Annotated in this window: 17 protein-coding genes; 8 read left to right on the top strand and 9 right to left on the bottom strand. The window is 59.7% G+C overall.

Annotation, left to right across the window (positions count from 1 at the left end; all coding sequences use genetic code 11):
• Nucleotides 1-3 precede the first annotated feature (3 nt).
• Nucleotides 4-2,316 carry a 5-methyltetrahydropteroyltriglutamate--homocysteine S-methyltransferase gene (gene metE, locus PGR6_RS05360; protein WP_064616304.1) on the bottom strand — a complete coding sequence of 771 codons (2,313 nt, stop codon included), beginning with the start codon at nucleotides 2,314-2,316 and terminating at the stop codon, nucleotides 4-6.
• A gap of 119 nt (nucleotides 2,317-2,435) precedes the next feature.
• On the opposite strand from metE, the gene metR reads away from it, so the two are divergent.
• Nucleotides 2,436-3,353, top strand: coding sequence for a transcriptional regulator MetR (metR, locus tag PGR6_RS05355; protein ID WP_018926627.1), 918 nt, complete (start codon nucleotides 2,436-2,438; stop codon nucleotides 3,351-3,353).
• A 9-nt stretch (nucleotides 3,354-3,362) separates the two neighbouring features.
• On the opposite strand, the gene PGR6_RS05350 is transcribed toward metR, so the two are convergent.
• From PGR6_RS05350 to PGR6_RS05335, 4 genes are all read right to left on the bottom strand, one after another.
• On the bottom strand, nucleotides 3,363-3,872 hold the full coding sequence (locus tag PGR6_RS05350; RefSeq protein WP_018926628.1) for a GNAT family N-acetyltransferase: 510 nt from the start codon (nucleotides 3,870-3,872) through the stop codon (nucleotides 3,363-3,365).
• A 2-nt stretch (nucleotides 3,873-3,874) separates the two neighbouring features.
• A complete protein-coding gene (locus tag PGR6_RS05345) occupies nucleotides 3,875-4,513 on the bottom strand; it encodes a LysE family translocator (protein WP_064616303.1) in 639 nt (212 codons plus the stop codon).
• 36 nt (nucleotides 4,514-4,549) lie between these two features.
• Nucleotides 4,550-4,984: an NUDIX hydrolase gene (locus PGR6_RS05340; protein ID WP_064616302.1), complete on the bottom strand. Its 435-nt coding sequence runs from the start codon at nucleotides 4,982-4,984 to the stop codon at nucleotides 4,550-4,552.
• A gap of 179 nt (nucleotides 4,985-5,163) precedes the next feature.
• Nucleotides 5,164-6,516, bottom strand: a complete 1,353-nt coding sequence (locus tag PGR6_RS05335; RefSeq protein WP_019581571.1) for an HD domain-containing phosphohydrolase — start codon at nucleotides 6,514-6,516, stop codon at nucleotides 5,164-5,166.
• Between the two features lie 257 nt (nucleotides 6,517-6,773).
• Here PGR6_RS05335 and PGR6_RS05330 point away from each other — a divergent pair, with 257 nt between their 5' ends.
• From PGR6_RS05330 to PGR6_RS05305, 6 genes are all read left to right on the top strand, one after another.
• Nucleotides 6,774-9,080 carry a GGDEF/EAL domain-containing response regulator gene (locus tag PGR6_RS05330; protein WP_018926632.1) on the top strand — a complete coding sequence of 769 codons (2,307 nt, stop codon included), beginning with the start codon at nucleotides 6,774-6,776 and terminating at the stop codon, nucleotides 9,078-9,080.
• The gene (locus tag PGR6_RS05325; RefSeq protein WP_064616301.1) at nucleotides 9,077-10,939 is read left to right on the top strand and encodes a putative bifunctional diguanylate cyclase/phosphodiesterase; all 1,863 of its coding nucleotides are present in this window, start codon (nucleotides 9,077-9,079) and stop codon (nucleotides 10,937-10,939) included. The genes PGR6_RS05330 and PGR6_RS05325 overlap by 4 nt, the downstream gene beginning before the upstream one ends.
• Nucleotides 10,940-10,983: 44 nt before the next feature.
• On the top strand, nucleotides 10,984-11,943 hold the full coding sequence (locus PGR6_RS05320; RefSeq protein ID WP_018926634.1) for a cytochrome-c peroxidase: 960 nt from the start codon (nucleotides 10,984-10,986) through the stop codon (nucleotides 11,941-11,943).
• Nucleotides 11,940-13,751, top strand: coding sequence for a DAHL domain-containing protein (locus PGR6_RS05315; RefSeq protein ID WP_064616300.1), 1,812 nt, complete (start codon nucleotides 11,940-11,942; stop codon nucleotides 13,749-13,751). The genes PGR6_RS05320 and PGR6_RS05315 overlap by 4 nt, the downstream gene beginning before the upstream one ends.
• The gene (locus PGR6_RS05310; RefSeq protein ID WP_064616299.1) at nucleotides 13,748-15,154 is read left to right on the top strand and encodes an ATP-binding protein; all 1,407 of its coding nucleotides are present in this window, start codon (nucleotides 13,748-13,750) and stop codon (nucleotides 15,152-15,154) included. The genes PGR6_RS05315 and PGR6_RS05310 overlap by 4 nt, the downstream gene beginning before the upstream one ends.
• 280 nt (nucleotides 15,155-15,434) lie before the next feature.
• The gene (locus PGR6_RS05305) at nucleotides 15,435-17,054 is read left to right on the top strand and encodes an FMN-binding glutamate synthase family protein (RefSeq protein WP_064616298.1); all 1,620 of its coding nucleotides are present in this window, start codon (nucleotides 15,435-15,437) and stop codon (nucleotides 17,052-17,054) included.
• Here PGR6_RS05305 and PGR6_RS05300 read toward each other — a convergent pair.
• From PGR6_RS05300 to PGR6_RS05290, 3 genes are read right to left on the bottom strand one after another with little or no spacing between them, the layout of a single operon-like run.
• The gene (locus PGR6_RS05300) at nucleotides 17,032-18,627 is read right to left on the bottom strand and encodes a glycosyltransferase family 39 protein (RefSeq protein ID WP_064616297.1); all 1,596 of its coding nucleotides are present in this window, start codon (nucleotides 18,625-18,627) and stop codon (nucleotides 17,032-17,034) included. The two genes, PGR6_RS05305 and PGR6_RS05300, sit on opposite strands and share 23 nt — an antisense overlap.
• Entirely contained in the window at nucleotides 18,617-20,125 is a 1,509-nt protein-coding gene (locus tag PGR6_RS05295) for a glucosyltransferase domain-containing protein (RefSeq protein WP_064616296.1), read from the bottom strand. The genes PGR6_RS05300 and PGR6_RS05295 overlap by 11 nt, the downstream gene beginning before the upstream one ends.
• Before the next feature lies 1 nt (nucleotide 20,126).
• A complete protein-coding gene (locus tag PGR6_RS05290; RefSeq protein ID WP_018926640.1) occupies nucleotides 20,127-21,068 on the bottom strand; it encodes a glycosyltransferase family 2 protein in 942 nt (313 codons plus the stop codon).
• Nucleotides 21,069-21,325: 257 nt separating this feature from the next.
• Here PGR6_RS05290 and PGR6_RS05285 point away from each other — a divergent pair, with 257 nt between their 5' ends.
• Nucleotides 21,326-22,450, top strand: coding sequence for an OpgC family protein (locus tag PGR6_RS05285; RefSeq protein WP_064616294.1), 1,125 nt, complete (start codon nucleotides 21,326-21,328; stop codon nucleotides 22,448-22,450).
• 54 nt (nucleotides 22,451-22,504) lie between these two features.
• Here PGR6_RS05285 and PGR6_RS05280 read toward each other — a convergent pair whose 3' ends face one another.
• Nucleotides 22,505-23,926, bottom strand: coding sequence for an amino acid permease (locus PGR6_RS05280; protein WP_064616292.1), 1,422 nt, complete (start codon nucleotides 23,924-23,926; stop codon nucleotides 22,505-22,507).
• Nucleotides 23,927-24,308: the final 382 nt, after the last annotated feature.

The following is a 24,308-nucleotide window of genomic DNA, read 5'->3' as shown; positions in this document are numbered from 1 at the left end:
GATTTAGGCCAACTGACTACGCAACTGCCGCGCCGCCGCCACCATATTGACCAACGCCGCCTCAGTCTCTGGCCACGCGCGGGTCTTCAACCCGCAATCGGGGTTTACCCACAACCGCTCGGCAGGAATGCGCTTCACCGCTTTGCTCATCAACTTGACCATCTCGGCCGTGTCCGGCACCCGGGGCGAGTGGATGTCGTAGACGCCCGGGCCGATGTCGTTCGGGTAGTCGAAGGCTTCGAAGGCTTCCAGCAATTCCATATCCGAGCGTGAGGTTTCGATGGTGATGACGTCGGCGTCCATGGCCGCGATGGATTCGATCACGTCATTGAATTCGCTGTAGCACATGTGGGTGTGGATCTGGGTTTCGTCACCCACACCCGATGCACTCAGGCGGAACGCTTCCACCGCCCAGTCGAGGTATTCCTGCCATTGCGCCCGGCGTAGCGGCAGGCCTTCGCGGAACGCGGCTTCGTCGATCTGGACGATCTTGATGCCCGCAGCTTCCAGGTCGACCACTTCATCACGCAGGGCCAACGCCAACTGCTGCGCCTGGATTTTGCGCGAAACGTCTTCGCGCGGGAACGACCACATCAGCATGGTCACGGGACCGGTGAGCATGCCTTTCATGATCTTGTCGGTCAGGCTCTGGGCATAGGTGATCCAGTCGACGGTCATGGCGTTCGGGCGACTCAGGTCGCCGTAGATGATCGCCGGCTTGACGCAGCGCGAACCGTAGCTCTGGACCCAGCCGAACCGGGTGAAGGCATACCCCTCAAGCTGTTCGGCGAAATACTCGACCATGTCGTTGCGCTCGGCTTCACCGTGCACCAGCACGTCCAGCCCCAGGCGTTCCTGGATTTGCACGGCGTGGCGGATTTCGCTGTGCATGGCATCGGTGTAATCGTTGGCCGAGAGTTTGCCTTGCTTGAAGGCCTGACGAGCCAGGCGGATCGAACCGGTTTGCGGGAACGAGCCGATGGTGGTCGTCGGGAATGCCGGCAGCTGCAAGCGCGCGCGCTGTTGCTCGATCCGTTTGGCAAACGGCGAATGGCGTTGGCTGTCTGCCGCGCCGATGGCGTTGATGCGAGCCTGGACATCCGCCTTGTGGATACGCGGCGATTGGGCGCGGCTGGCCTGGATGGCGCGGCTTTCAGCCAGGGCGGCTTGCACCTTGGGCGCTTGCGGATCGTTCAGGGCATCGCGCAGCACGGCGATCTCACCGCACTTCTGCACGGCAAACGCCAGCCAGCTTTTCAGTTCGGGGTCGAGTTTGTCTTCACGCGCAAGGTCCACCGGGCTGTGCAGCAGCGAGCAGGAACTGCTGACCCACAAGTTATCGCCGAAGCGCTCCTGGGCAAATTGCAGTTGTGCCAGGGCTTGCTCCAGTTCGCAGCGCCAGACGTTGCGGCCGTTGACCAGCCCCACCGAGAGAATCTTGTAGGTCGGCAGTCGATCCAAAACCTGGCCGAGCTGATCCGGCGAACGCACCGCGTCAATGTGCAAACCTTGTACAGGCAGGCCGACGGCCAGCCCGAGGTTGTCTTCCAGGCCACTGAAGTAGGTGGCCACGAGTTTTTTCAGTGGCGAGTATTGGAGGATGTGGTAAGCGCGCTCGAAGGCGTTTTTCCAGGCCTGAGGCAGGTCGAGGGTCAGGATCGGCTCATCGATCTGCACCCACTCCACGCCTTGGGCGGCGAGGCGGCCGAGGATTTCACCGTAGATCGGCAGCAGGCGTTCCAGCAGGTCGAGCTTGTCGAAGTCGTTGCCTTTGGCTTTGCCCAGCCACAGGTAAGTCAACGGGCCGATGATCACCGGCTTGACGTTGTGGCCGAGGGCCTTGGCTTCTTCGACTTCATCGAACAACTGTTCCCAGCTCAGTTTGAATGATTGGTCTGCGCTGAATTCCGGGACCAGGTAGTGGTAATTGGTGTCGAACCACTTGGTCAGTTCCTGGGCGTATTGTGCCTTGGCATGTTCGCCGCCGCAGCAGGTTGCGGTGGCACCACGCGCCATGGCGAACAAGGTGTCGAGGGTCGGCAGGCCGCGTTCATCCTTGACGCTGTCGAAACGCTCGGGGATCACACCGAAGGTCAGGGAATGGGTCAGTACCTGGTCGTACCAGGCGAAGTCGCCGACGGGCAGCAGGTCGATGCCGGCGTCTTTCTGCAATTGCCAGTGGGTGGCGCGCAGTTGGCGGCCGACGCTGTTCAGAGCGTCCTGATCGAGATCGCCCTTCCAGTAGGCTTCGAGGGCTTTTTTCAGTTCGCGGTCGGCACCGATGCGCGGAAAACCAAGTGTGTGGGCCAGAGCCATGGTGAATTTCTCTCTATAAAGGATGCTGTAAAACATGCTGCTATTGTCGACAGCTCAGCCAACATGAGACAAACTCAACCTTTTCGTGTTGATCACAAGTTTTCCTCATGGAGCCCTCGGTGCTTGAAATCCGTCACCTGAAAACCCTGCACGCCCTGCGCGAAGCCGACAGCCTGGTGGATGCAGCCGACCGCCTGCACCTGACCCAATCGGCGCTGTCCCACCAGTTCAAGGAGCTGGAAGAACGCATGGGCATGCCGCTGTTCGTGCGCAAGACCAAACCGGTGCGCTTCACCAGTGCCGGCTTGCGCCTGCTGCAGCTGGCCGACGCCACCCTGCCGTTGCTGCGCAGTGCCGAGCGCGACATTGCACGGCTGGCCGGTGGCACGGCGGGGCGTCTGCACATGGCGATCGAGTGCCACAGTTGCTTCCAGTGGCTGATGCCGACCATCGACCAGTTCCGCGATGCCTGGCCGGAAGTCGAGCTGGATCTGGCCTCGGGCTTCTCCTTCGCCCCGCTGCCGGCGCTGGCCCGAGGCGACCTGGACCTGGTGGTGACCTCCGATCCGCTGGAACTGGTCGGGATCACTTACGTGCCGTTGTTCACCTACGAAGCCATGCTCGCGGTGGCGAACCAACACCGCTTGGCGAGCAAGCCGTACATCGTGCCCGAAGACCTGCTCACGGAAACCTTGATCACCTACCCGGTGGAACGCGATCGGCTGGACATCTTCACCCGCTTCCTGGAACCGGCCGACATCGAACCGGCGCAGGTGCGCACCTCGGAACTGACGGTGATGATGATGCAACTGGTGGCCAGCGGTCGCGGTGTCTGCGGCATGCCCCATTGGGCGCTGCATGAGTACAGTTCACGGGGTTATGTGAAGGCCAAGCGACTGGGGGAGAAAGGCTTGTTTGCGACGTTGTATGCCGGGATCCGCGCCGACATGCTGGATGCGCCGTACATGCGCGACTTTTTGCTGACGGCCAAGGACACGTCGTTTTCGACGCTGGATGGGGTTAGTGCGGTGCGATAGAGCAACCGATCAAGGCTCAGGGGTAATCTCGCGCCACATGTGGATCTTGTCGAAGTAGTCTTCGCCGACCCGCACCGCCAACGGTTCCAGGCCAAACTGCACGAAGCCGCAGCGCTGATACAGCCTGAAGGCGGCTTCGTTGCCGGCGGTGACGGTCAGCTGGATCAGCCTCAGGCCCTGATGACTCTGCGCTTCAGCCAACGCGGCCTGTAACAGTTGATAACCGAGCCCGCGCTGGCGCACCTTGCCGGTCACGTACATGCCAAACAGCGTCGCCTTGTGCCGGGCCTTTTCCCGAGACTCGAAGGCCAGGCCGACGATGCCTGCCAGTTCCCCTTCCTCGAACGCCCCGAGCACCCGGTCCAGCTTGCTGGTCAGGCGCGACTCCCACCACCCCAGCGGCATCGTGGCGCGCTCGCGCACGCTGGAGGTGAACGCCTGGGGATGCGAGTCGTAGGCTTCGAGCATCAGCGCCCGATAATCCAGGGCATGACTGGCATCAAGCCGCTGAATCCACATGTTCAGGCCACTCGCCGCTGCTCAAACATCAACCGCACCGCCAGCCCGGACAGGACGAAGCCCATGAAATAGCGCTGCATCGCCAGCCAGTTCGGGTTGTTGACGAACCAGGAGGCGATGCCTGCGGCGAACAGCGCGATCAGCAGGTTGACGCTGAAGCTCACGCTGATCTGGGTCAGGCCGAGGATGATGCTCTGGTTGAACACCGAACCGTGCTCAGGGGAAATGAACTGCGGAAACACCGACAGATAAAACACCGCGATCTTCGGGTTCAGAGCGCTGGTGAGAAAACCCATCGTGATCAATTTGCGTGACGAGTCCGCCGGCAACTGCTGCGCCTCGAACGGCGAACGCGCACCGGGCTTGACCGCCTGCCAGGCCAGCCACATCAGGTACAACGCACCGGCCCACTTCAGCACCTCGTAGGCCACCGGCACAGCCATGAACACCGCGGTCAAACCCGCTGCAGCAGCGAACAGGTGCACTAGAAATCCCGCGACCACACCCAGCAATGACGTCACCCCGGCCTTGCGTCCCTGGCAGATGGAACGGGAGATCAGGTAGATCATGTTCGGCCCCGGCGTGAGTACCATCAGCAACGCCGCGGCGGCAAAAATCAGCAAGTCTTGAAGTGGAATCATGGGCATCCTGTCCTTGAAGTCAGAGGGTCTGGGTGATCAGGCGGTTTCGATCAGTGAAGCTCGATAAAACGGCAAGATCAGGTCTCGTGTCAATGGCGCCAGCGTGAGATCGCCGTCGGTGGCCGGGTCGATCCAGCGCACCTCTTCGATTTCCGCCGCCGGGCAAACGTCAGAATTGATGGTCAGCTGAAACAGTTCGGCCTGTACGACAAAACCCGGCTCGTTGGCGGCCGGTGCCGAGAATGGCCCCAGGTAGGTGGCGTGCGCCGGATCGATGACCAGTCCCAATTCCTCCTCCAGCTCACGGGCCAGGGCGTGGACCGGTTGCTCATGAGCCTCGATCTTGCCCCCCGGCTGCATGAACGCCTGGGTGCCGCGCTTGCGCACCAGCAAGGTGCGACCGTCGGGGCCGATCAACAGGGCAGCGGCAATGTGGATGATGCGGGGCGAAGCGGCAGATGAAAGCGTCATGGATCAGGATTGGCCTTGGGTAAAGGCGCAAGGATCACATGAGCGCCGGCTTTTCGTCACGCCGAAAAAAATTTCCGCAGCCTCCCTGTAGGAGCGAGGCTTGCCCGCGAAGAATGAACCGCGTTTTTTCAGGTACTACGCGTCATCGTTCTTCGCGGGCAAGCCTCGCTCCTACAGACTCAACTCGTCTCGAGAATCGCCACTTCCTCGGGCACTTTCACAAAAATGCTGTACTTGGCACCTTCCATCGCCTCGAACGCGATCAGTTTCTCCACCAGCGGCCCGTTCAACACCTTGCCGGCATTGAGCAGCAGCATGCCGTTGTCGGCATTCAGGTTGCGCGCCAGGATCATCCCCGCCGCCAAGTCCCGGGTGGTCAGCACCTTGACCGTCGGATCGGCCAGCGTCACATCGCTCAGGTAAGCAGCACAGACCTTAATGAAATCCTCCACCAGTTCCGGGTCATAGAGCCGACCGGCGTACTGGCGGATATACACCAGGGCTTCATCGCTGTTCATCTGCCGTTCGAGGATCAGCCCACGCTGCAACTCGATGAAATCCACCGCCAGTTTCAGCAACCGTGAACCGAGCGGAATGGCCTCGCCCTTGAGCCGATCGGGAAAACCGCTGCCGTCCCAACGCTCCTGGTGATGCAGGATCAGCCGCGCGGCATCTTTCATCGGGTCGAGCGTCATCAGCAGCGACTCACTCTGCTTCGGATAACCCCGATAGCGCTCGCGGTCATTGTGATGCAGCAGATCCGAAGGCGTGCTCATCATGCTGTCGGTCCAGCTCAATTTACCGATGTTGTAGAGCGCCGCCGCCATGGTCAGGTCTCGACTGGTGGCTTCGTCCAAGTAATGGAGTTTGCAGTACACCCGCACCAGTTCGATGATCTGCCGGTTGGTCTGCTTGGCAGGTGGCAGGCGCAGGTTGGCCAGCAACGAAAACACTTCCGTGCCGGTGACATAGCTGCGTTTGAGCTCTTCGTAAGCCAGGTCCAGCATGTCAGCGGTCTGTTGCAGCTCGCTGGTGCGGGCCGCGACGTGTTTTTCCAGGGTGGTGTTGAGCAGCTTCAGTTTTTCGTTCTGGTCCCAGGTCTCCTGCACCAGACGCAACCGCTCACGCTCGGAATACTGATAGGCCAGCGATTGCCGCAGCGTCAGCAGCATTTCCTCATCGTGCCAGGGCTTGCTGATGTAACGATGGATCTGCCCTTCATTGATGGCTTTGATAATGGCCGAGGGGTCGGCATAACCGGTCAACATGATCCGGGTGGTGTCGGGGTAGCGCTGATGGACGTGGGCCAGCAGCGTGGCGCCGTCCATATTAGGCATTCGCGCGTCACTCATCACCAGATCGACCGACCGCTGCTCCATGATTTCCAGGGCCTGGGCACCGCTGGTGGCCAGCAGCACCTCGTAGGGCTGGCTGCGCAGCAGGCGGCGCAGGCTGTTGAGAATCGACTCCTCATCGTCGACCAGCAGTAACGTGGGTTTATCGGTCACAGTCGTGGGGAGCTGCTCTTCCATGGCGATACCTCAAGTGAAACCAGCCTCTTTATGTCAGGCGCGAAAAAACTTCCTCTGACTTTCCCGAGCCTGAGCTACAGGCTAGATGATTTTCCGACCGACTCCGCAAATGATTCGTTTCAGTCAACCGGGCGAATATCCGACCGGACGACTATGCTCAGGTCACTCGGATCCAAACGATGCCCGCACCGTCCTGCACTCAGGGAAGGGATACCCTCTATGAGCTCATCGCACCAAACTGCTGTCGGTACAGGCGCATGTCAGTGAATACGCTGCTTGCGCGGACTAATCGTCGGATTCTCATCGTCGACGACACCGCGTCGATCCACGAGGATTTCGCCAAGATTCTCAGCCCGTCATCGATCGAAGACGACAGTCTGGCCAGCGCTGAAAACGCCCTGTTCGGCACCCCCGTGTCGGTATCGTCGCAAGGTTTTATCATCGAATCCGCGTTTCAGGGCCGTGAGGCGCTGGACAAGGTCGAGACCGCGCTGGCGAATGACTCACCCTACGCGATGGCCTTCATCGACATGCGCATGCCGCCGGGCTGGGACGGACTGGAAACCATCGAACGCCTGTGGCAGGTCGATCCCAAGCTGCAAGTGGCGCTCTGCACCGCGTATTCCGACTATTCCTGGGAAGACATCGACGAGCGCCTGGATCTGGGCGATCGCCTGCTGATCCTGAAAAAACCGTTCGATGCCATCGAAATCCGCCAGATGGCCAGCGCATTGACCGCCAAGTGGCAAATGACCGAAGACGCGGCGCTGAAGATGTCCCTGCTGGAGCAAGCGGTCGAGGAGCGCACCCGGGAGCTGTCCGACGCCAACATCATTGTGCAGAACAGCCCGACCATTCTGTATCGGCTGCGGGGCGAACCGTCGTTTCCGTTGATGTATATCTCCCACAACATCACCAAATACGGCCACATCGCGGCGGCCCTGGTGGCTTCTTCCAACTGGGCTCAGGAGCTGATCCATCCCGACGATCAAGAGAAAGTCGACACCGCCATGGCGCGGGTGCTGGACCGCCATGCAGCCGGTGCTTCCATCGAATTCCGGATGCGCACCGGCGACGGTGACTGGCGCTGGGTCGAAAACCGCTACATCCCGGTGCGCGACGATGAAGGCCGCTTGCTGGAAGTCGAAGGCATCATCATCGACATCACCGAACGCAAACTGGCCGAGGAAAAGATCGCCCTGCTGGCCCGCACCGACGGGCTGACCGGACTGGCCAACCGCGCGACGCTGATCGAGCGCCTGCATCAGGCGTTCGCCGCCGCCCGGCGCGGGGCCACCCCGTTCGCCATGTTTTACCTGGACCTGGATCACTTCAAACGCATCAACGACACCCTGGGCCACCCGGTGGGTGACCTGTTGCTGCAGGAGGTCGCCCGACGGATCAAAACCTGCGTGCGGGAAAACGACGTGGTCGCCCGCCTGGGGGGCGACGAGTTCGCGATTCTGCAACTGGACGTCGGCGATCCGACCCAGTCAGCAGCCCTGGCCGCCAAGGTCCGCGATGCACTGGTGCTGCCCTACTCCCTGGCCGGCAACGACGTGCGGGTCTCGGTCAGTATCGGCATTAGCAGCTACGCCCAGGTCAGCCTCAGCGCCGACAGCCTGTTGACCCAGGCCGACATGGCGCTGTATCGCTCCAAGGAAAAGGGCCGCAACCAGTACCACTTCCATTCCGAGGAAATCAATCAGGAAGTGGTCGAGCGCATGACCATCGCCAACGACTTGAAAACCGCCATCGAACGCGACGAGCTCGAACTGCGTTACTGGCCGGAAGTAGACCTGAGCAGTGGCAAGATCCTCGGCATGGAAGCGCAGGTCAGCTGGAATCACCCCATACGCGGTTTACTGGAAGCCCCCGCATTCCTGCCCGCGGCGGAAAAGACCGGCATCATCATCGCCCTCGGTCACTGGGTGCTGGAGCGCGCCTGTCGGCAAATGCACCAGTGGCGCGATGAAGGCATGGCACCACCGGTGGTGGCGATAAAACTGTCCCTGGCCCAGCTCAAGAGTGGTCCCGAGCTGATCTATGACGTGTTGCGCACCACTGCCCGCTGGGATCTGTGCCCGTGGGACCTGCGTTTCGACGTCACCGAAGCGACCCTGGCCCAGACCAAGTGGACGCACAACGATATCCTGCCACGCCTGCGTGAGCTGGGGGTGAAGATCGCCATCGATGACTTCGGCACCGAATACTCTTCGTTCGACTACCTCAAGACTTACCAGGTCAATCACCTGAAACTCGCTCAGGCGTTCATCGACACCGCCGCCCACGACGCGGCCAGCGCCACCACCTTGCGGGCCATTATCAATTTCGCCCGCGACGTCGGGATCGGCATCATCGCCGAAGGTGTCGAAACCCAGGAGCAACGTACTTCGCTGATGGCCACCGGTTCACCGATGAATGCCCAGGGCTACTACTTCAGCAAAGCGGTCAGCAGCCAGCAGGCCGCCGAACTGTTGAAAGCCGGGAGCATCGTGTGCGCGAATCACAATCCCGGAGCAATGCCGGGTGATTCGCAACGTGCCACGGAGGACAAGGAATGAAAACTCCGTTCATCCAGGCCAACCGGCGCATTCTGATCATCGATGACACGCCCTCGATCCATGAGGACTTCCGCAAGATTCTGGGCGCCGATACCGACGATGAACTCACCCTCGCCGGCACTGAAGCCGCGCTGTTCGACACCCCACAAACGACTCGGCTGGTCTTCCAGCTCGACTCCGCCTATCAGGGCCAGGAAGCACTCAAACTGGTCAAGCGGGCCCAGGCAGAAGGTCGCCCTTACGCCATGGCGTTCACCGACATGCGCATGCCGCCTGGCTGGGATGGTCTGGAAACCATCGAGCGGCTCTGGAAGGTCGACCCTAACCTGCAAATCGCGCTGTGCACGGCGTTCTCCGATTACACCTGGGAAGCCATGGCCGAACGGCTGGAGTTCGGCGATCAATTGCTGGTGTTGAAAAAACCTTTCGACAGCCTGGAAATCCGCCAGATGGCCAGCGCCCTGACCTGGAAGTGGCAGATGGCGCAGGACGCGGCGATGAAAGTACTGAGCCTTGAGCAAACCATCGAAGCCCGGGTCCACGAACTACTCAAGGTGTCTCATCTGTTGCAGTACGACGTGTTGACCGAGCTGCCCAACAGCACCTTGCTGGGTGACCGGCTGAACCAGTCCCTGGCCTTGTCCAGACGCCATGACAAACAACTGGCGGTAATGTTTCTGGGGCTCGACCGCTTCAAGCGCATCAACAATGCGTTGGGCCACCCGACCGGTGACGAGATGCTCAAGCGTGTCGGGCAAAGCCTGGTGGCCTGCGTGCGCGCCTCCGACTCGGTGTTTCGCTACGGCTCCGACGAATTTGTGGTGATCCTGGCCGACATCCACCACCCCCAACAGACCAAGGGCATCGCCGAAAAACTATTGAACGCCATACGTGCGCCCCAGCACGTCGCCGGGCACGACTTGAGCGTGACGGCCAGCCTGGGCATCAGCATCTATCCCGATGACGGTTTCGATGCCATCGCACTGATCAAGAAAGCCGAAACCGCGATGCGCAACGTCAAGGAAAGCGGCCCCAACGATTTCAGCTTTTTCATCGATGAGATGAACCAGCGCGCGCGGGAACAGCAGACCATCGAGTCGGGGATTCGCCTGGCACTGGAGCGGAACGAGTTTGTCCTGCACTACCAACCGAAACTCGACCTGGGCAGCGGCAAGGTGGTCGGCGCCGAGGCGTTGATCCGCTGGCAAAAACCGGGGCACGGCTGGATCTACCCGACAGACTTCATTGCAGTGGCCGAAGACAGCGGCTTGATCGTGCCGTTAAGCAAATGGGTGCTGGCCCAGGCCTGTCGGCAAGCCCGTACCTGGCAGGCAAAAGGCCTGCCGAATCTGTGCATGTCGGTGAACGTGTCGGCCATCGATTTCCGCCAGCGGGATTTTGTCGACGGCATCGAACAGATACTCCAGAACACAGGCATGGACCCGGCCTTGCTGGAGCTGGAAATTACCGAAGGCGTATTGATGCAGAACGTCGATGCCACGATGGTCGCGCTGAGTCGGCTCAAGGCATTGGGGGTACGGCTGGCCATCGATGACTTCGGCACCGGCTATTCCAGCCTGAGTTACTTGCAACGGTTTCCCATCGATGTACTGAAAATCGATCAATCGTTCATTCGTGGCCTGGGCCGTGACAGCAACGACGCGGCTCTGGTCGGCGCCATCATCAGCCTGGGCAAAAGCCTCAATCTGACGGTCATTGCCGAAGGGGTGGAAACCCTCGAACAACTGAATTTTCTCAAGGCGCTCCATTGCGAGGAAGGCCAGGGTTACTACTTCAGCAAAGCCGTGGAGCCGGACGCCTTCGTGCAATACCTGACCTCCGTAAAGCCCCTCTCCTGAACGATGTGCAACGACACACAGGCCCTGAGCCAAGGAATCATAAGATGTCACGTTCCTTCTGCTACTTGCTCCTTGCGCCTCTACTCGGTTGTTGTCTGATAGCCAGTGGCGCACCGCTGGACGAACCGCTCAAACCCTTGCCCGCAGTGCCCGAGCAGAATCCCTTGCAAGTCGAACTCGGTCGCCGGTTGTTCAACGAACCACGGCTGTCGGTCAACAACAGCCTGTCCTGCGCCAGTTGCCATCGTCTGGAAATCGGCGGCGCCGACGACAAGGCATTGTCCACTGGCTTCAAGGGCGATCCCTTGACGATCAATACCCCGAGCGTGTTCAACGCGAGCCTGAACTTCCGGCAATTCTGGAATGGCCGCGCCGATTCTCTGGAAACCCAGGCCCACGAAGTGGTGCAGAGCCCCAGTGAAATGGGCAGTCATTGGGAACAAGTGGTCCAGATGCTCTCCGCCGACCCGGATTACAAAAACGCTTTCACCAAGGCCTACCCGGACGGCGTCACCATGAACAATGTGCAAAGTGCCCTGGCCACCTACGAGCGCACGCTGATCAGTGCCAACTCGCGCTTCGACCAATACCTGTCGGGCAATACCGAGATCCTCACGACTGACGAGAAGTACGGTTACCAACGTTTCAAGGACTACGGCTGCATTGCCTGCCATCAGGGGGTGAACATCGGCGGCAACATGTTCCAGAAATTCGGGGTCATGGGTGATTACTTTCAGGCTCGTGGCAACCCCACCGAAGCCGATCTGGGCCGCTATCTGGTCACCAAGGCCGAAGAGGACCGCAACGTGTTCAAGGTGCCGAGCCTGCGCAATGTCGCCGTGACCGCGCCGTACTTTCACGACGGCTCGGCTAAAACCCTCGAAGAAGCGGTAGACGTGATGTTCAAGTTCCAGCTCGGTCGTGTGCCCTCCGACAAGGACAAGGACCTGATCATCAAATTCCTCAAGACCCTGACCGGTGAATGGGGAGGCAAACCTTTATGAAAACGTTCCCCCGTCGCAACCTGGCACTGCTCGCAGCCGTGGCCGTGCTGCTGGCCTCGACGCTGTTGTTCCTGTACCTCAAGTCCAGCTCGAACGAGACGTCGACCTACGCCGAATCCCGGGACCTGATCGGTCGGATCAAACAGTTGAACGCGCAATGGGAAACCGAGATTCTCAAGGCCAGGATCGCCATCAGTCACAACTACGATCCACTGGTGACACCGCTGAGCGAGATGACGCGCCTGTGGCAGCGGTTCGAGAGCATGGAGTCCAATCACGGCCGCAACGACACGCCGACCTGGCGTGCCAGTCATGAGGCATACCTTGCCGCCATCCAGGAAAAAACCCGGCTGGTGGAGCAATTCAAATCCCACAACGCGGTGCTGCGCAACTCACTGGCGTTCCTGCCCACGGCCGAAGACGACATCCAGCAACCGCTTGCCCAACTGCCCGATGAAGACAAGCTGCAACTGCAGAACATCGCCACCGACACTTACGACCTGCTGCTCAGCAGCCTGGAATTCGCCCAGGTCACCTCCGACGATAAAGCGGCGGATATTCTGCTGGGGATGAACAAACTGGGGGTTAACAAGCAACGATTGCCGGAGCAGTTTCACAGCCCGATCGATATTTTGAGTAACCACGTCACCCTGATCCTGCGTGAGCAACCGGTGGTCAATCGGTTACTGGAAAACATCGAGGCCATTCCCGTGGCCGAACGACTGGACGACATTACCGGCCTGCTGAACAAAGACCAGCAGCAATCCGATGCCATCGACCAGCGCTACCACTTCTACATGTTGGTGTTTTCGACGCTGCTGGTGCTGGTGCTGGTGTACCTGGCGATTCGCCTGATGCGCAGCTTCGGGGAGACTCAGCGGGTCAACAAGGAACTGCAAACCGCCAACGAAGTCCTCGAACAACGGGTCGAAGAGCGCACCCGCGAACTCAAGGATACCCAGAGCGAATTGCTCGACACCGCGCGTCAGGCCGGCATGGCCGAAATCGCCACCAACGTGCTGCACAACGTCGGCAACGTGCTCAACAGCGTGAACATCTCGGCCGATCTGGTCAGCCGTCGGCTGCGTAGCAGCAAGGCCCAGGGGCTGGGCAAGGCGATGCAGCTGATCAACGAGCATCAAAGCGACCTCGGCACTTTTCTGACCCAGAACGAAAAAGGAAAACTACTGCCCGGCTATTTGAATCAACTGGTGGAGGCGATTGCCCTCGAACAGCAAGGCATGGCCGAGGAACTCGCGCAGTTGAGCAAAAGCGTCGATCACATCAAAGACATCGTCGCCACCCAGCAGTCCTACGCGGGGGCCAACAACCTGGTGGAACCGCTGTACATCAGCGAATTGCTCGAGGACGCCCTGCGCATGAACGCAGGCGCCTTGACCCGGCATCACGTCACGGTGGTCAAGGAGTACGGCGACGTACCGCAAGTGATGGGCGACAAGCACCGCTTGTTGCTGATCCTGATCAACCTGATCAGCAACGCCAAATACGCCATGTCCGACCTCAGCAACCGAGCCCGACAGATCACCCTTGGGGTAAAAGTCGTCGAGGACACGATCCTGCAAATCAGCGTCAAGGATGACGGCGAAGGCATTGCGCCGGAAAACATGACGCGGATCTTTGCCCACGGTTTCACCACCCGCAAGGAAGGCCACGGCTTCGGCCTGCACAGCTGTGCGCTGGCCGCGATCGAAATGAACGGCCATCTCACCGCCCACAGCGACGGACCGGGCAAGGGCGCCCTGTTCACCCTGCAGATCCCGTTGAACCCCGTCATGGAGGAAGCATGAGCGACCTATCGAACCGCCGCATTCTGCTGATCGACGACACGCCGTCCATCCATGATGACTTTCGCAAAATCCTCACCCCAACCTCGGCCAAACATGCAGAACTGGACGAAATGGAGGCCGCGCTGTTCGGCAGCGAAGTGAAATCCACCCAACCGCTGTTCGAACTGGATTCGGCCTACGGCGGTCAGGAGGGCCTGGGCAAACTCGTCCAGGCCTTACAGGAAAACCGCCCCTACGCCCTGGCCTTCGTCGACATGCGCATGCCCGAGGGCTGGGACGGTGCACAGACCATCGAACACCTGTGGCAGGAAGACCCGAGCCTGCAAGTGGTGGTGTGTACCGCCTATTCCGACTATTCGTGGGATGAACTGCTGGAGCGCCTGCACGCCCACGACCGCCTGCTGATTCTGAAAAAACCGTTCGACAATATCGAAGTCCAGCAGATGGCCAACACCCTGCTCACCAAATGGGACATGACCGAACGGGCGTCTATCCAGATGAGTCATCTGGAGCATCTGGTGGATCAGCGCACGACCCAGTTCAAGCAGGCCAGCGAAGCATTGCAGCGGGAAATCGACGAGCGCAAACAGCTGGAAAGCCAACTGGTGCAGTCGGAAAAACTCGCCTCGCTGGGGCAACTGGCGGCGGGTGTCGCCCATGAAATCAATAATCCCATCGGCTTCATTTCCTCCAACCTCGGCACCCTCGATGGCTATTTCAAGCAACTGCAGACCATGCTCGATGCCTATCGGGAGGCGGAAGCGGCCATTACCTCAAGCGAGGTCCTCGAACGTCTCGGCCAGCTCCGGGAAAAGGTCGAGCTGGAGTTTCTGCGCGAAGACATTCCGCTGCTGATCAAGGAGTCCAAGGACGGGATCAACCGGGTCGGGCAGATCGTCAAAGACCTGAAGGACTTCTCCCGCGTCGACTCCAATCAGGAATGGCAGTGGACCAACCTGCAACAGGGTATCGAGTCGACGCTGAACATCGTCGCCAATGAACTCAAGTACAAGGCCGATGTGGTGAAGGAGTATCAAACGCTGCCTGACATCGAGTGCCTGCCGTCGCAGATCAATCAGGTGATCATGAACCTGATCGTCAACGCGTCTCAGGCCATGGGGCCGGAACGGGGCACCATCACCCTGCGTACCGGGCTTGAAGGTGAAACGGTGTCGATCGAAGTCGCGGACACCGGATCAGGCATCGAACCGGAATGCCTGCAGAAAATATTCGACCCGTTCTACACCACCAAACCGGTGGGCCAGGGGACAGGGCTCGGGTTGTCCCTGTCCTATGGCATCGTGAAAAAACATCGGGGCGATATTTCGGTACGCAGCGAAGTCGGCGTGGGTACCACGTTTCGGATCGAGCTGCCGGTGCGGCAATCGAAAGTGGCTGTCTGACCAGCCGAACAAGGGATCAAATCTCAACCCAGGCTGTTTTCGTTTATTCTCCAGGCGCAGAATGCCTGACGCTCTGTGCTAACACAGGAGATCTCTGTGGCGAGGGCGCTTGCTCCCGCTGGATCGCAAAGCGATCCCAAAACAGGCAATGCGTTCAGTCAGACAAATCCTGTCAGCAGGTTTTGCGACTGCTGCGCAGCCGAGCGGGAGCAAGCTCCCTCGCCACAAAAGCCTGTATACCACGGTCCAACATGACCGAGTCCGAACCCAAGGAAACCGTATGAGCCTGTCACTCCTGAGCCGCTACGCCTTCTTTGCCGTCTGTGTGATATTCACCCTCGCCAGCCTGCCCTTCCTGGCTTACGACTGGCTCTGGCCGATCGCCGCCGTCACCGGCGTCCTCAGCCTGGTGGGCCTGTTCGACCTGCTGCAAAGCCCTCATGCGGTGCGCCGCAACTACCCGATCCTGGGCAATATCCGTTATCTGGTGGAGGGCATTCGCCCGGAAATCCGCCAGTACCTGCTCGAATCCGACAGCGATGCCCTGCCCTTCTCCCGGGCCCAGCGTTCGCTGGTGTATTCGCGGGCCAAGAACGAGAGCGCCGACAAACCTTTCGGCACGCTGATCGACGTGTATCAGTCGGGTTTCGAATTCATCGGCCACTCGATGCGCCCGGCGCCGTTGAGCGACCCGAGCAGTTTCCGGGTGATGGTCGGCGGCCCGCAATGCACCCAGCCGTACTTGGCGTCGGTGTTCAACATCTCGGCCATGAGCTTCGGCTCCCTCAGCGCCAACGCCATTCGCGCATTGAACCAGGGCGCCAAACTCGGCAACTTCGCCCATGACACAGGCGAAGGCAGCATCAGCCCCTATCACCGGGAAAACGGCGGCGACCTGACCTGGGAACTGGGCAGCGGCTACTTCGGCTGCCGCACCGCCGATGGCCGCTTCGACCCGGAACGCTTCGCCGCCCAGGCACAGAACCCGCAAGTGCGGATGATCGAAATCAAAATGAGCCAAGGCGCCAAACCCGGCCACGGCGGGATTCTGCCCAAGCACAAAGTCACCCAGGAAATCGCCGAAACCCGTGGCATCCCGATGGGCGAAGACTGCATTTCGCCGTCGCGCCACAGCGCGTTTTCCACGCCGATCGAAATGATGCACTTCATCGCGCAACTGCGTGAACTGTCCGGCGGCAAACCGGTGGGCTTCAAGTTCTGCCTGGGCCACCCGTGGGAATTCATGGGCATCGCCAAGGCCATGCTGGAAACCGGCATCCTCCCGGACTTCATCGTGGTCGACGGCAAGGAAGGTGGCACCGGCGCCGCGCCCGTGGAATTCACCGACCACATCGGCGTACCGATGCGTGAAGGCCTGTTGTTCGTGCACAACACCCTAGTGGGCCTGAACCTGCGGGACAAGATCAAACTCGGCGCCAGCGGCAAAATCGTCAGTGCCTTCGACATCGCCAGCGTCCTGGCCATCGGTGCCGACTGGGCCAACTCGGCGCGCGGCTTCATGTTCGCCATCGGCTGCATCCAGTCGCAAAGCTGCCACACCAACAAATGCCCGACCGGCGTCGCCACCCAGGACACCCTGCGCCAGCGCGCGCTGGTCGTTCCGGACAAGGCCCAGCGCGTGTACAACTTCCATCGCAATACACTGAAGGCCCTGGCCGAAATGCTCGCCGCCGCGGGTCTCGACCATCCTTCACAGCTATCGGCCAAGCATCTGGTGCGACGCATGTCGGCGACCGAGATCAAGCTGTTTTCGCAGTTGCATGTGTTCCTCAAGCCGGGGGAGTTGCTGACCGGTGAGGTAAATGGCGAGTTTTACTCGCGGATGTGGCAGATGGCACGGGCGGACAGTTTTGAGCCTAACGAAACGGCTGCCGCATAGGGTGTTTTTGCGCGCCGACCTCAACGGTTGGCGCTCCCTCCAGAATGAACAAACGAGCCTCACTGTCTCCCTCTTTCAACGTCAGCACCTGTTTCCAGTGTTCGGGAAACAAGGCGTCATGTTCAGGGCGCACATAACCCGTTACCCACCAGACCCTCTTGGCGTTCAGTTTCAGGGTCGAAAAGTCATTGAAGAGAATCCAGAGCAGATGGCGGGGAATGAGTGCCCAACCACCGTATTCGGCGGTTCCCCACAGGGTGCCGGTCGGCGATTTGACGACGTATAGCCTTGGTTGAATGCCGGTGGCGTTGTAGTAGGTGAACGGCAAGTACCAATACAGGTTATCCACAATGATCTCGTCACCCGGACGCACCTCGCGACCAAGACCTGCTACCACGGCGTCCAGTTTCGCGTCTCTGCGAATGCTGGTGCCGTTCATCTCATCCGTTTGTGCGTAAATCGCCGACAGCCCGTGCACTTCCACCAAGACAATAAAAATCATGGCGACAGCAGCAAGGACAGCGTGGCGTTGGCTCCATGCGTCCAGTGCGAGCGCAACGATAAGGGGCAACGCAGCGGCGGCGAATACCAGGTACCTGGCATTGAAAACCGGCACGATCAGCGACACCAGAAACACGGTCAGCGCCGGCACAAAAAAATAGCCCACCAGCAAAACACTGAAGGGTCGCTCGTTGCGTGCCTTGAACAGTACCTCAGCGGCGCAAACCATGATCAAAACCAAGGGTGTCGCGCGCCATAAGTCACTGGTCGAACCCTCCATCACCACCAGTTGCCAAACGAAGGTCAGCACCGTCGGCCAGGTCAGCGGCGGTATCCATTCGAGCCCGTCCATTCGCAGCAATTGACTGACGAGAGGCGGTGCCCACGGCAGGTACAACACGACGATTGCACTGTTTACCAGTATCCACGCACGTACGGGGACCGTGTCCTGGACCTTGCGCACCCGCCACCAAAAAAGCCAATGCACCAACACGCACAATGCGGCGAAGTAGTGCGTGTAAAAAGCCGCCGTCATCAGCAGCACGTAAACGGCCGGGTAACGCTTTTGATCCGGCGCCTTGACCCAGCACACCAGCGCCACAGTCGCCCCCATCAGCCAAAACCCCAGCAAGGTATACATTCGCACTTCCTGGCTGTAGCGCACCGATATCGGCAGCAACGCCAACAACAATGCTGCGATCCAGATCGCCCTTCGCGTCGCCAACAGGCTCATCAATTTAATGCCCAGCAACAGCGTGCCGACATCAGCCAGTGCGCTCAGGGACCGCGCAGACAACACGCCATGACCGAACAGCACCATCCAGTAATGCAGCAAGACATAGTAAAGCGGCGGATGAACATCCCGAGCCGTCGTGGCCCAGATGTACGCAGGCGAGCCCTCGGCCAGCAGTATGCTGTAAGCCTCGTCGTACCAGATGACCGGCACGGTGATGGCGTGAAATCTCGCCAACAATGCGATCGCCAGCACCCCCAGCAAACCCGCACCGTCGGCAACCCCGGATGGCAAGCGTTTGAGATAGATCACAGGAGCGCTCACCGTTTCACCACGCAAGCGTGGCGATCGGCGTCGGCTCTTTCATCACGATAAAACCGTAGTCACCCAACAGATAGAGGTTGTAGAACTTGTTATCCACCAGCGGTGGATAACCCTGATAACCCATCAACGTCGCGTTGCGTCGCTCCCGCTCCGCGACCACGTTGGTGATGCCCGCTTTCGGCAGGTTTTCCGCCAGCATGTAGAAGTTGATGTTCAGCAGATAATGCAAAACCGGCATCCGCTTGAACGAGCCCGCAGCCTCCACCAGCCAGTGATCGGAATAACTCACCGACATGTAAATGCGCTTGGCCTCGCGCAGTTGCCGATGGGATGCAATGTCATGCCCCAGGGAAAACAACGCGCTGGAAGCGAAGGTGTTCTGCACCGACAGTACGCGACCATAGGCGTAGGACAGCGAAAGCATGGCCAGCAACGGAACCACCAACAGCAGCGTCAGCCGCTCATGAATATGTGCCAGCGCCAGATGGCTCAAATAGAACAGCAGCACCAACAGCACTGCGAACCCCATCAAGGTTCTGGCGCCTTCATTGAAATCCCGGAAAAACAACACAGCCCCCGACACTAGAAAAATCACGGTCGGCACAGTCAGCACACACGCCAGGCCCATCAGCACTTTTCTCAACGCCGTGTCCTGGCGTGCCACCACGTTCCGGGCCAGCTGCACGCTGCCCGCGATGGCGCACAACAGCAGCACGGCGAACACCCAGGTGAATCCACCGTGAAACAGCAGCACGACTTTTTCCAGCACGCGGCCGATGTTGATTTCCAGTTGCAGCCAGGGTGCTGCCGCCCAGTTCAGGAACAAAACACGGGTCTGATCCATGTATGGATAAGCGGTGACGCTGTAGATCAAGCCGCCGAGCACCACCTGGGCGAGTTTCCAGCCGATCAACTCGCACCATTGCGGCCAGGCCCATTTATCGTTCGCGCCCCTGAGCAGTTCGAGGCAACACAGGCCCAGAAATACATTAATACTCACCTGATAGAGCCCCAGCCCCAGGGCAATCAGGAAGGCCGGCACCAGCCATTGCAGGATGCGCGAAGGATGACGAAACGTGATCGCATAGATCACCGCCACCAGGCTCAAGGCATTGGCCGGTCCGTCGTATTGATACGACAGGTTCTGCAGGAAGAACGGGTTGTACCAGAGCGGCAACACCACCATGCAGCAGGATAGCGTCGGCTGCGGGTAGTAATGAAACGTCAGGCTGGTCAACGCAAAAGTCATGGCCAGGGAGGCGATCAACAGCGGCAACGGAAAGATGTTCGGCGCGGCATCGCTGAAGGTCAGCGCGTTGTAGAACAGCTCGGTGAACAACCGCCCCTGCCCCACCCAGTCCGTGCCGGCGGACAGTGAACGCCAGTTGTCATCGATGTAGGGATAGTCGGCGAGGATCAGCGGAATGACATAGATCAGCGTCGCGAGTTGAAAAAACAGCCAGACCCGACGACGGCCGATTTCGCCGCTGAAAAAATCGCTCAGTCTGCCCATGCTAAAGCCCGACCCGGTCTTTGCCGCCGATGACGTCTTTGATCACATACCGGGGCCGATGCTTGGCTTCGATGTAGATGCGACCGACATACTCTCCAAGAATGCCGATGCCGATCAGTTGCACACCGCCCAGAAACAATATGGCCGTCATCAATGAAGGGTAACCGGGGACGCTGTTGCCGAAGAAAATCTTGTCCAGCACCATGTACACCGCATACAGCACCGCGAAGATTGAAATGCCCCCGCCGATGTAAGTCCACAACTGCAAGGGTACGGTGCTGAACGAGGTAATGCCTTCCAGCGCCAGGTTCCACAGCTTCCAGCCATTGAATTTGCTGCGTCCCGCCACCCGCTGGGCCCGCTCGTACTCCACCACCACGGTGGTGAAACCGGCCCACGAAAGAACGCCTTTCATGAACAACTGATGCTCGGGGAGTGCGCGAATCACATTGACCACCTTGCGATCCATGAGGCGGAAATCCCCGACGTTCTCTTCGATACGGGTGTAGGAAATCCTGTTCAGCAGGTGGTAGAACATTGCCGCACTGTGGCGTTTCAGGTAACTGTCGCTGGCACGGTCCCGGCGCTTGGCGAGTACCACATCGGCACCTTTTTGCCACTCGGCAATCAACCTCGGGATGACGCTGATCGGGTCCTGCAGGTCCACGTCCATGGGGATCACCGCATCGCCAGTGGCGTACTCCAGCCCGGCAAACAACGCCGGCTCCTTGCCGAAGTTGCGCGAGAAATTGATCAGCAATACCTGTTCATCGACCTGGGCCAGCGCCTTGGCCTGCTCAGCCGTCTGATCGGTACTGCCGTCGTTGATGAACACGATCTCGACTTCATAAGGGTCAAGTTTCAACTCACGACGCACCGCCTGATGGAACAGACTGATCGCCTGCTCTTCGTTGAATACCGGGACAATCAGCGAAACCTTCACGTTTCACACTCCTGAGAACCGAAGTGTAGATGCTCGCCAGATGCCATCATGGGGAGTTCTGGTGCGCGGACAGTCCGGCAGACCGACGGCCACGCCGTTCGATCCGTTCGCTATAAGCATCTGAGACATTCGGTAATATCCAGCCTTTTGCAATTGCCTGTGAATAACGGCACCCTGCGCGCCGCCAATGTGCGGCGCACCCTCTTTTGCTGCGCCGGCAACTCCTTATTCAACAGCCCGTTCAAGAGCCCGCCTTCATGACGTCTGGACGCGATCACCGAATCGACTTTTTCCGCGGCCTGGCCCTGATTTTCATTTTCTGGGACCACGTGCCACAGAACCCGCTCGCGCAGTTCACGGTGCGTAACTTCGGCTTCAGCGATGCGGCGGAGATTTTCGTGTTCCTGGCCGGTTACGCGGCCGTGCTGGCCTACGGCAAGATCGCCCGGCGCGACGGGCTCATGGTCGCCACGGTGAAAATCCTGCGACGCGCCTGGGTGCTTTATGTAGTGCACATCTTTTTGCTGGCGCTGCTGATGGGCATCGTGTTTTTCGCCAACAGCCACGTGGAAACCCGCGATCTGGTGCAGGAAATGGGCTTGCAGTATTTCCTCAGCAATCCGCAGCAAGCGTTGATGGACGAGTTGCTGCTGCGCTTCAAGCCGAACCTGATGGACCCGTTGCCGCTGTACATTCTGTTGCTGCTCGGCCTGCCGCTGGTACTGCCGATGCTGCTGCGCAAGGCTGAATACGTGGTGGGGCTGTCGGTGGTGTTGTACCTGCTGGCGCCATGGTTGCAGTGGAACCTGGCGGGCACCGACGGGGGCGTGTGGTTTTTCAATCCGATGGCCTGGCAGCTGCTGTTTATTCTCGGGGGCGCGGCGGCGATTCACCGGCAAAGGCCTCGGGCGCCGCAACCTCGACCGCTGACTCGACAGCCGGTTTTCATCGCGGCTCTGACCTATCTGGTAATGAGCGGGATGATCGCGCTGTCGTGGAAATGGCCGACCGTGCATGACGCGTTCATGCCCCAATGGCTCGGCGAATGGCTCTATCCGATCAGCAAGACCAACCTCTCACCGGCGCGTCTGCTGCACTTCCTCGCCCTCGCCTACGTCACCGCCAGGTTGTTGCCGAACACGGGCTGGACGCAACACTGGCTGGCGCGACAAAGCTGTCGCATGGGCCGATATTCCCTGGAGGTGTTTTGTTTTGGTGTGTTGCTGGCGCCGTTGGCGGACATGCTCAATGCCTTGGGTGGGAACGTATTGGCGATGCAGCTATTCAGCGCAATGTTGGGGGTCGGATTGATGGCGTTGCTGGGGGTTTGGCTGGATTTCAATAAGCGGTTGAATGTGCCGATACCCGTGGCAGCCGTTTAAATGCAAAAGCCCCGATCATTCTGACCGGGGCTTTTGTATGGCTGGCGTTACAACTTACGAAGCCGAACGCACCGCGCCTTGCGTCACATTGGTCGGCTGCAACTTGAACATGTAGAACAACACCGTCAGCAGTACCAGGAACGCCGGGCCCACATACAGCGCCACTCGGGTGTCCGGGAAGTACGCCATCAGGCCGACCACCAGCACCAGGAAGGCCAGCGCCAGATACGAACTGACCGGGTACAGCCACATGCGGTATTTCAGGCCGGCACGTTCGCTGGCGCTCAGGCCTTTGCGGAACTTGAGCTGGGCCAGCAGGATCATCACCCAGGTCCAGATCGCGCCGAAGGTGGCTATCGCGGTAACCCAGACGAAAACCTTCTCAGGCACCATGTAGTTGAGCAGCACGCCCAGCAACAACGCGCCGATCGACAACAGCAACGCACGACGGGGCACACCGCCGTTCGAGGTTTTGGCGAAACCGGCCGGGGCCTGGCCGTTCTGCGCCAGGCTGTAGAGCATGCGCCCGGTGCTGAAGATGCCGCCGTTGCAGGACGACAACGCCGCGGTGATCACCACGAAGTTGATGATGCCGGCGGCGGTCTTGATGCCCAGACGCTCGAAGGTCATCACGAACGGGCTGCCCTGGGTGCCGATTTCGTTCCACGGGTAAATTGACAGGATCACGAACAAGGCGCCGACGTAGAACAGCAGAATCCGCCAAAACACCGAGCCGATCGCATTGGGGATGGTCTTCTGTGGGTTCTTCGCTTCACCGGCAGTCAGGCCGATCATCTCGACGCCGAGGTAGGCGAACATCACCATTTGCAGGGACATCAACACGCCTTGCACGCCATTGGGCATGAAGCCGCCGTGGGCCCACAGATTGGAAATCCCCAGGGCGACGCCGTCGTTGCCGAAGCCGAACGCGATCACGCCAATACCGCCGACCACCATCGCAATGATGGTGACGATCTTGATCAGGGCGAACCAGAATTCGAACTCACCGAAGGCTTTCACCGCGATCAGGTTGATCGAGCCCATGCTGACCAACGCGGCAAGTGCCCAGATCCAGCGCGGCACGTCGGGGAACCAGACGCCCATGTACACCGCCACTGCGGTGATTTCCGCGACGCAGGTCACCAGCCACAGGAACCAGTAGTTCCAGCCGGTCAGAAAGCCCGCCAAAGGCCCGAGATAATCCTGGGCATAACGGCTGAACGAGCCGGCGACCGGATTGTGCACGGCCATCTCGCCGAGGGCGCGCATGATCACCAGGATCGCCAGACCGCCGATGATGTAGGAGAGCATGATGGCCGGACCGGCCATTTCGATGGCCTTGGCCGAACCCAGGAACAGGCCGACGCCGATACAGGCACCGAGTGCCATCAGGCGAATATGCCGTTCGCCCAGTTCGCGTTTAAGCGGGCCGCCCTGAGCGGTCTCGCCGTGAGGCAGGTGATTGCCGACTGGCATAGGGGTGCAACCTCGTCTTGTTATTGGATATGACCACCGAGTGTCGAAGCGCCGACCGATAAGCCGGTGCCTGGTGAAACCGGGCCTGTCTTGTGGACAGACACGTCTTGCAGGACAAAACCTCCAAGATCAGCGGGGCGTGCAGTATAAAAAGCTAACGACAGGTGTTTTCACTATATAAAACACAATATTCAGCGATAACTAACGGGTAATTCCCGCAGAACGGAGTGGTATTACCTGGCTTATGCAGGTTTTTTCGCCACTGAAACCGCACGGAGTATTGCACAGCAATGGTGCATCGTCATGCCCCTACCTAGGCAGCATTTACCTCTTCGATGCGTCTAGCTCAAACCTTTCAGACGCCCGCCCTTGTGGCGAGGGA

This window comes from Pseudomonas sp. GR 6-02 (assembly GCF_001655615.1).
In the GTDB taxonomy this organism is placed as follows: domain Bacteria; phylum Pseudomonadota; class Gammaproteobacteria; order Pseudomonadales; family Pseudomonadaceae; genus Aquipseudomonas.
This window is presented reverse-complemented; position numbering and strand designations above follow the sequence as displayed.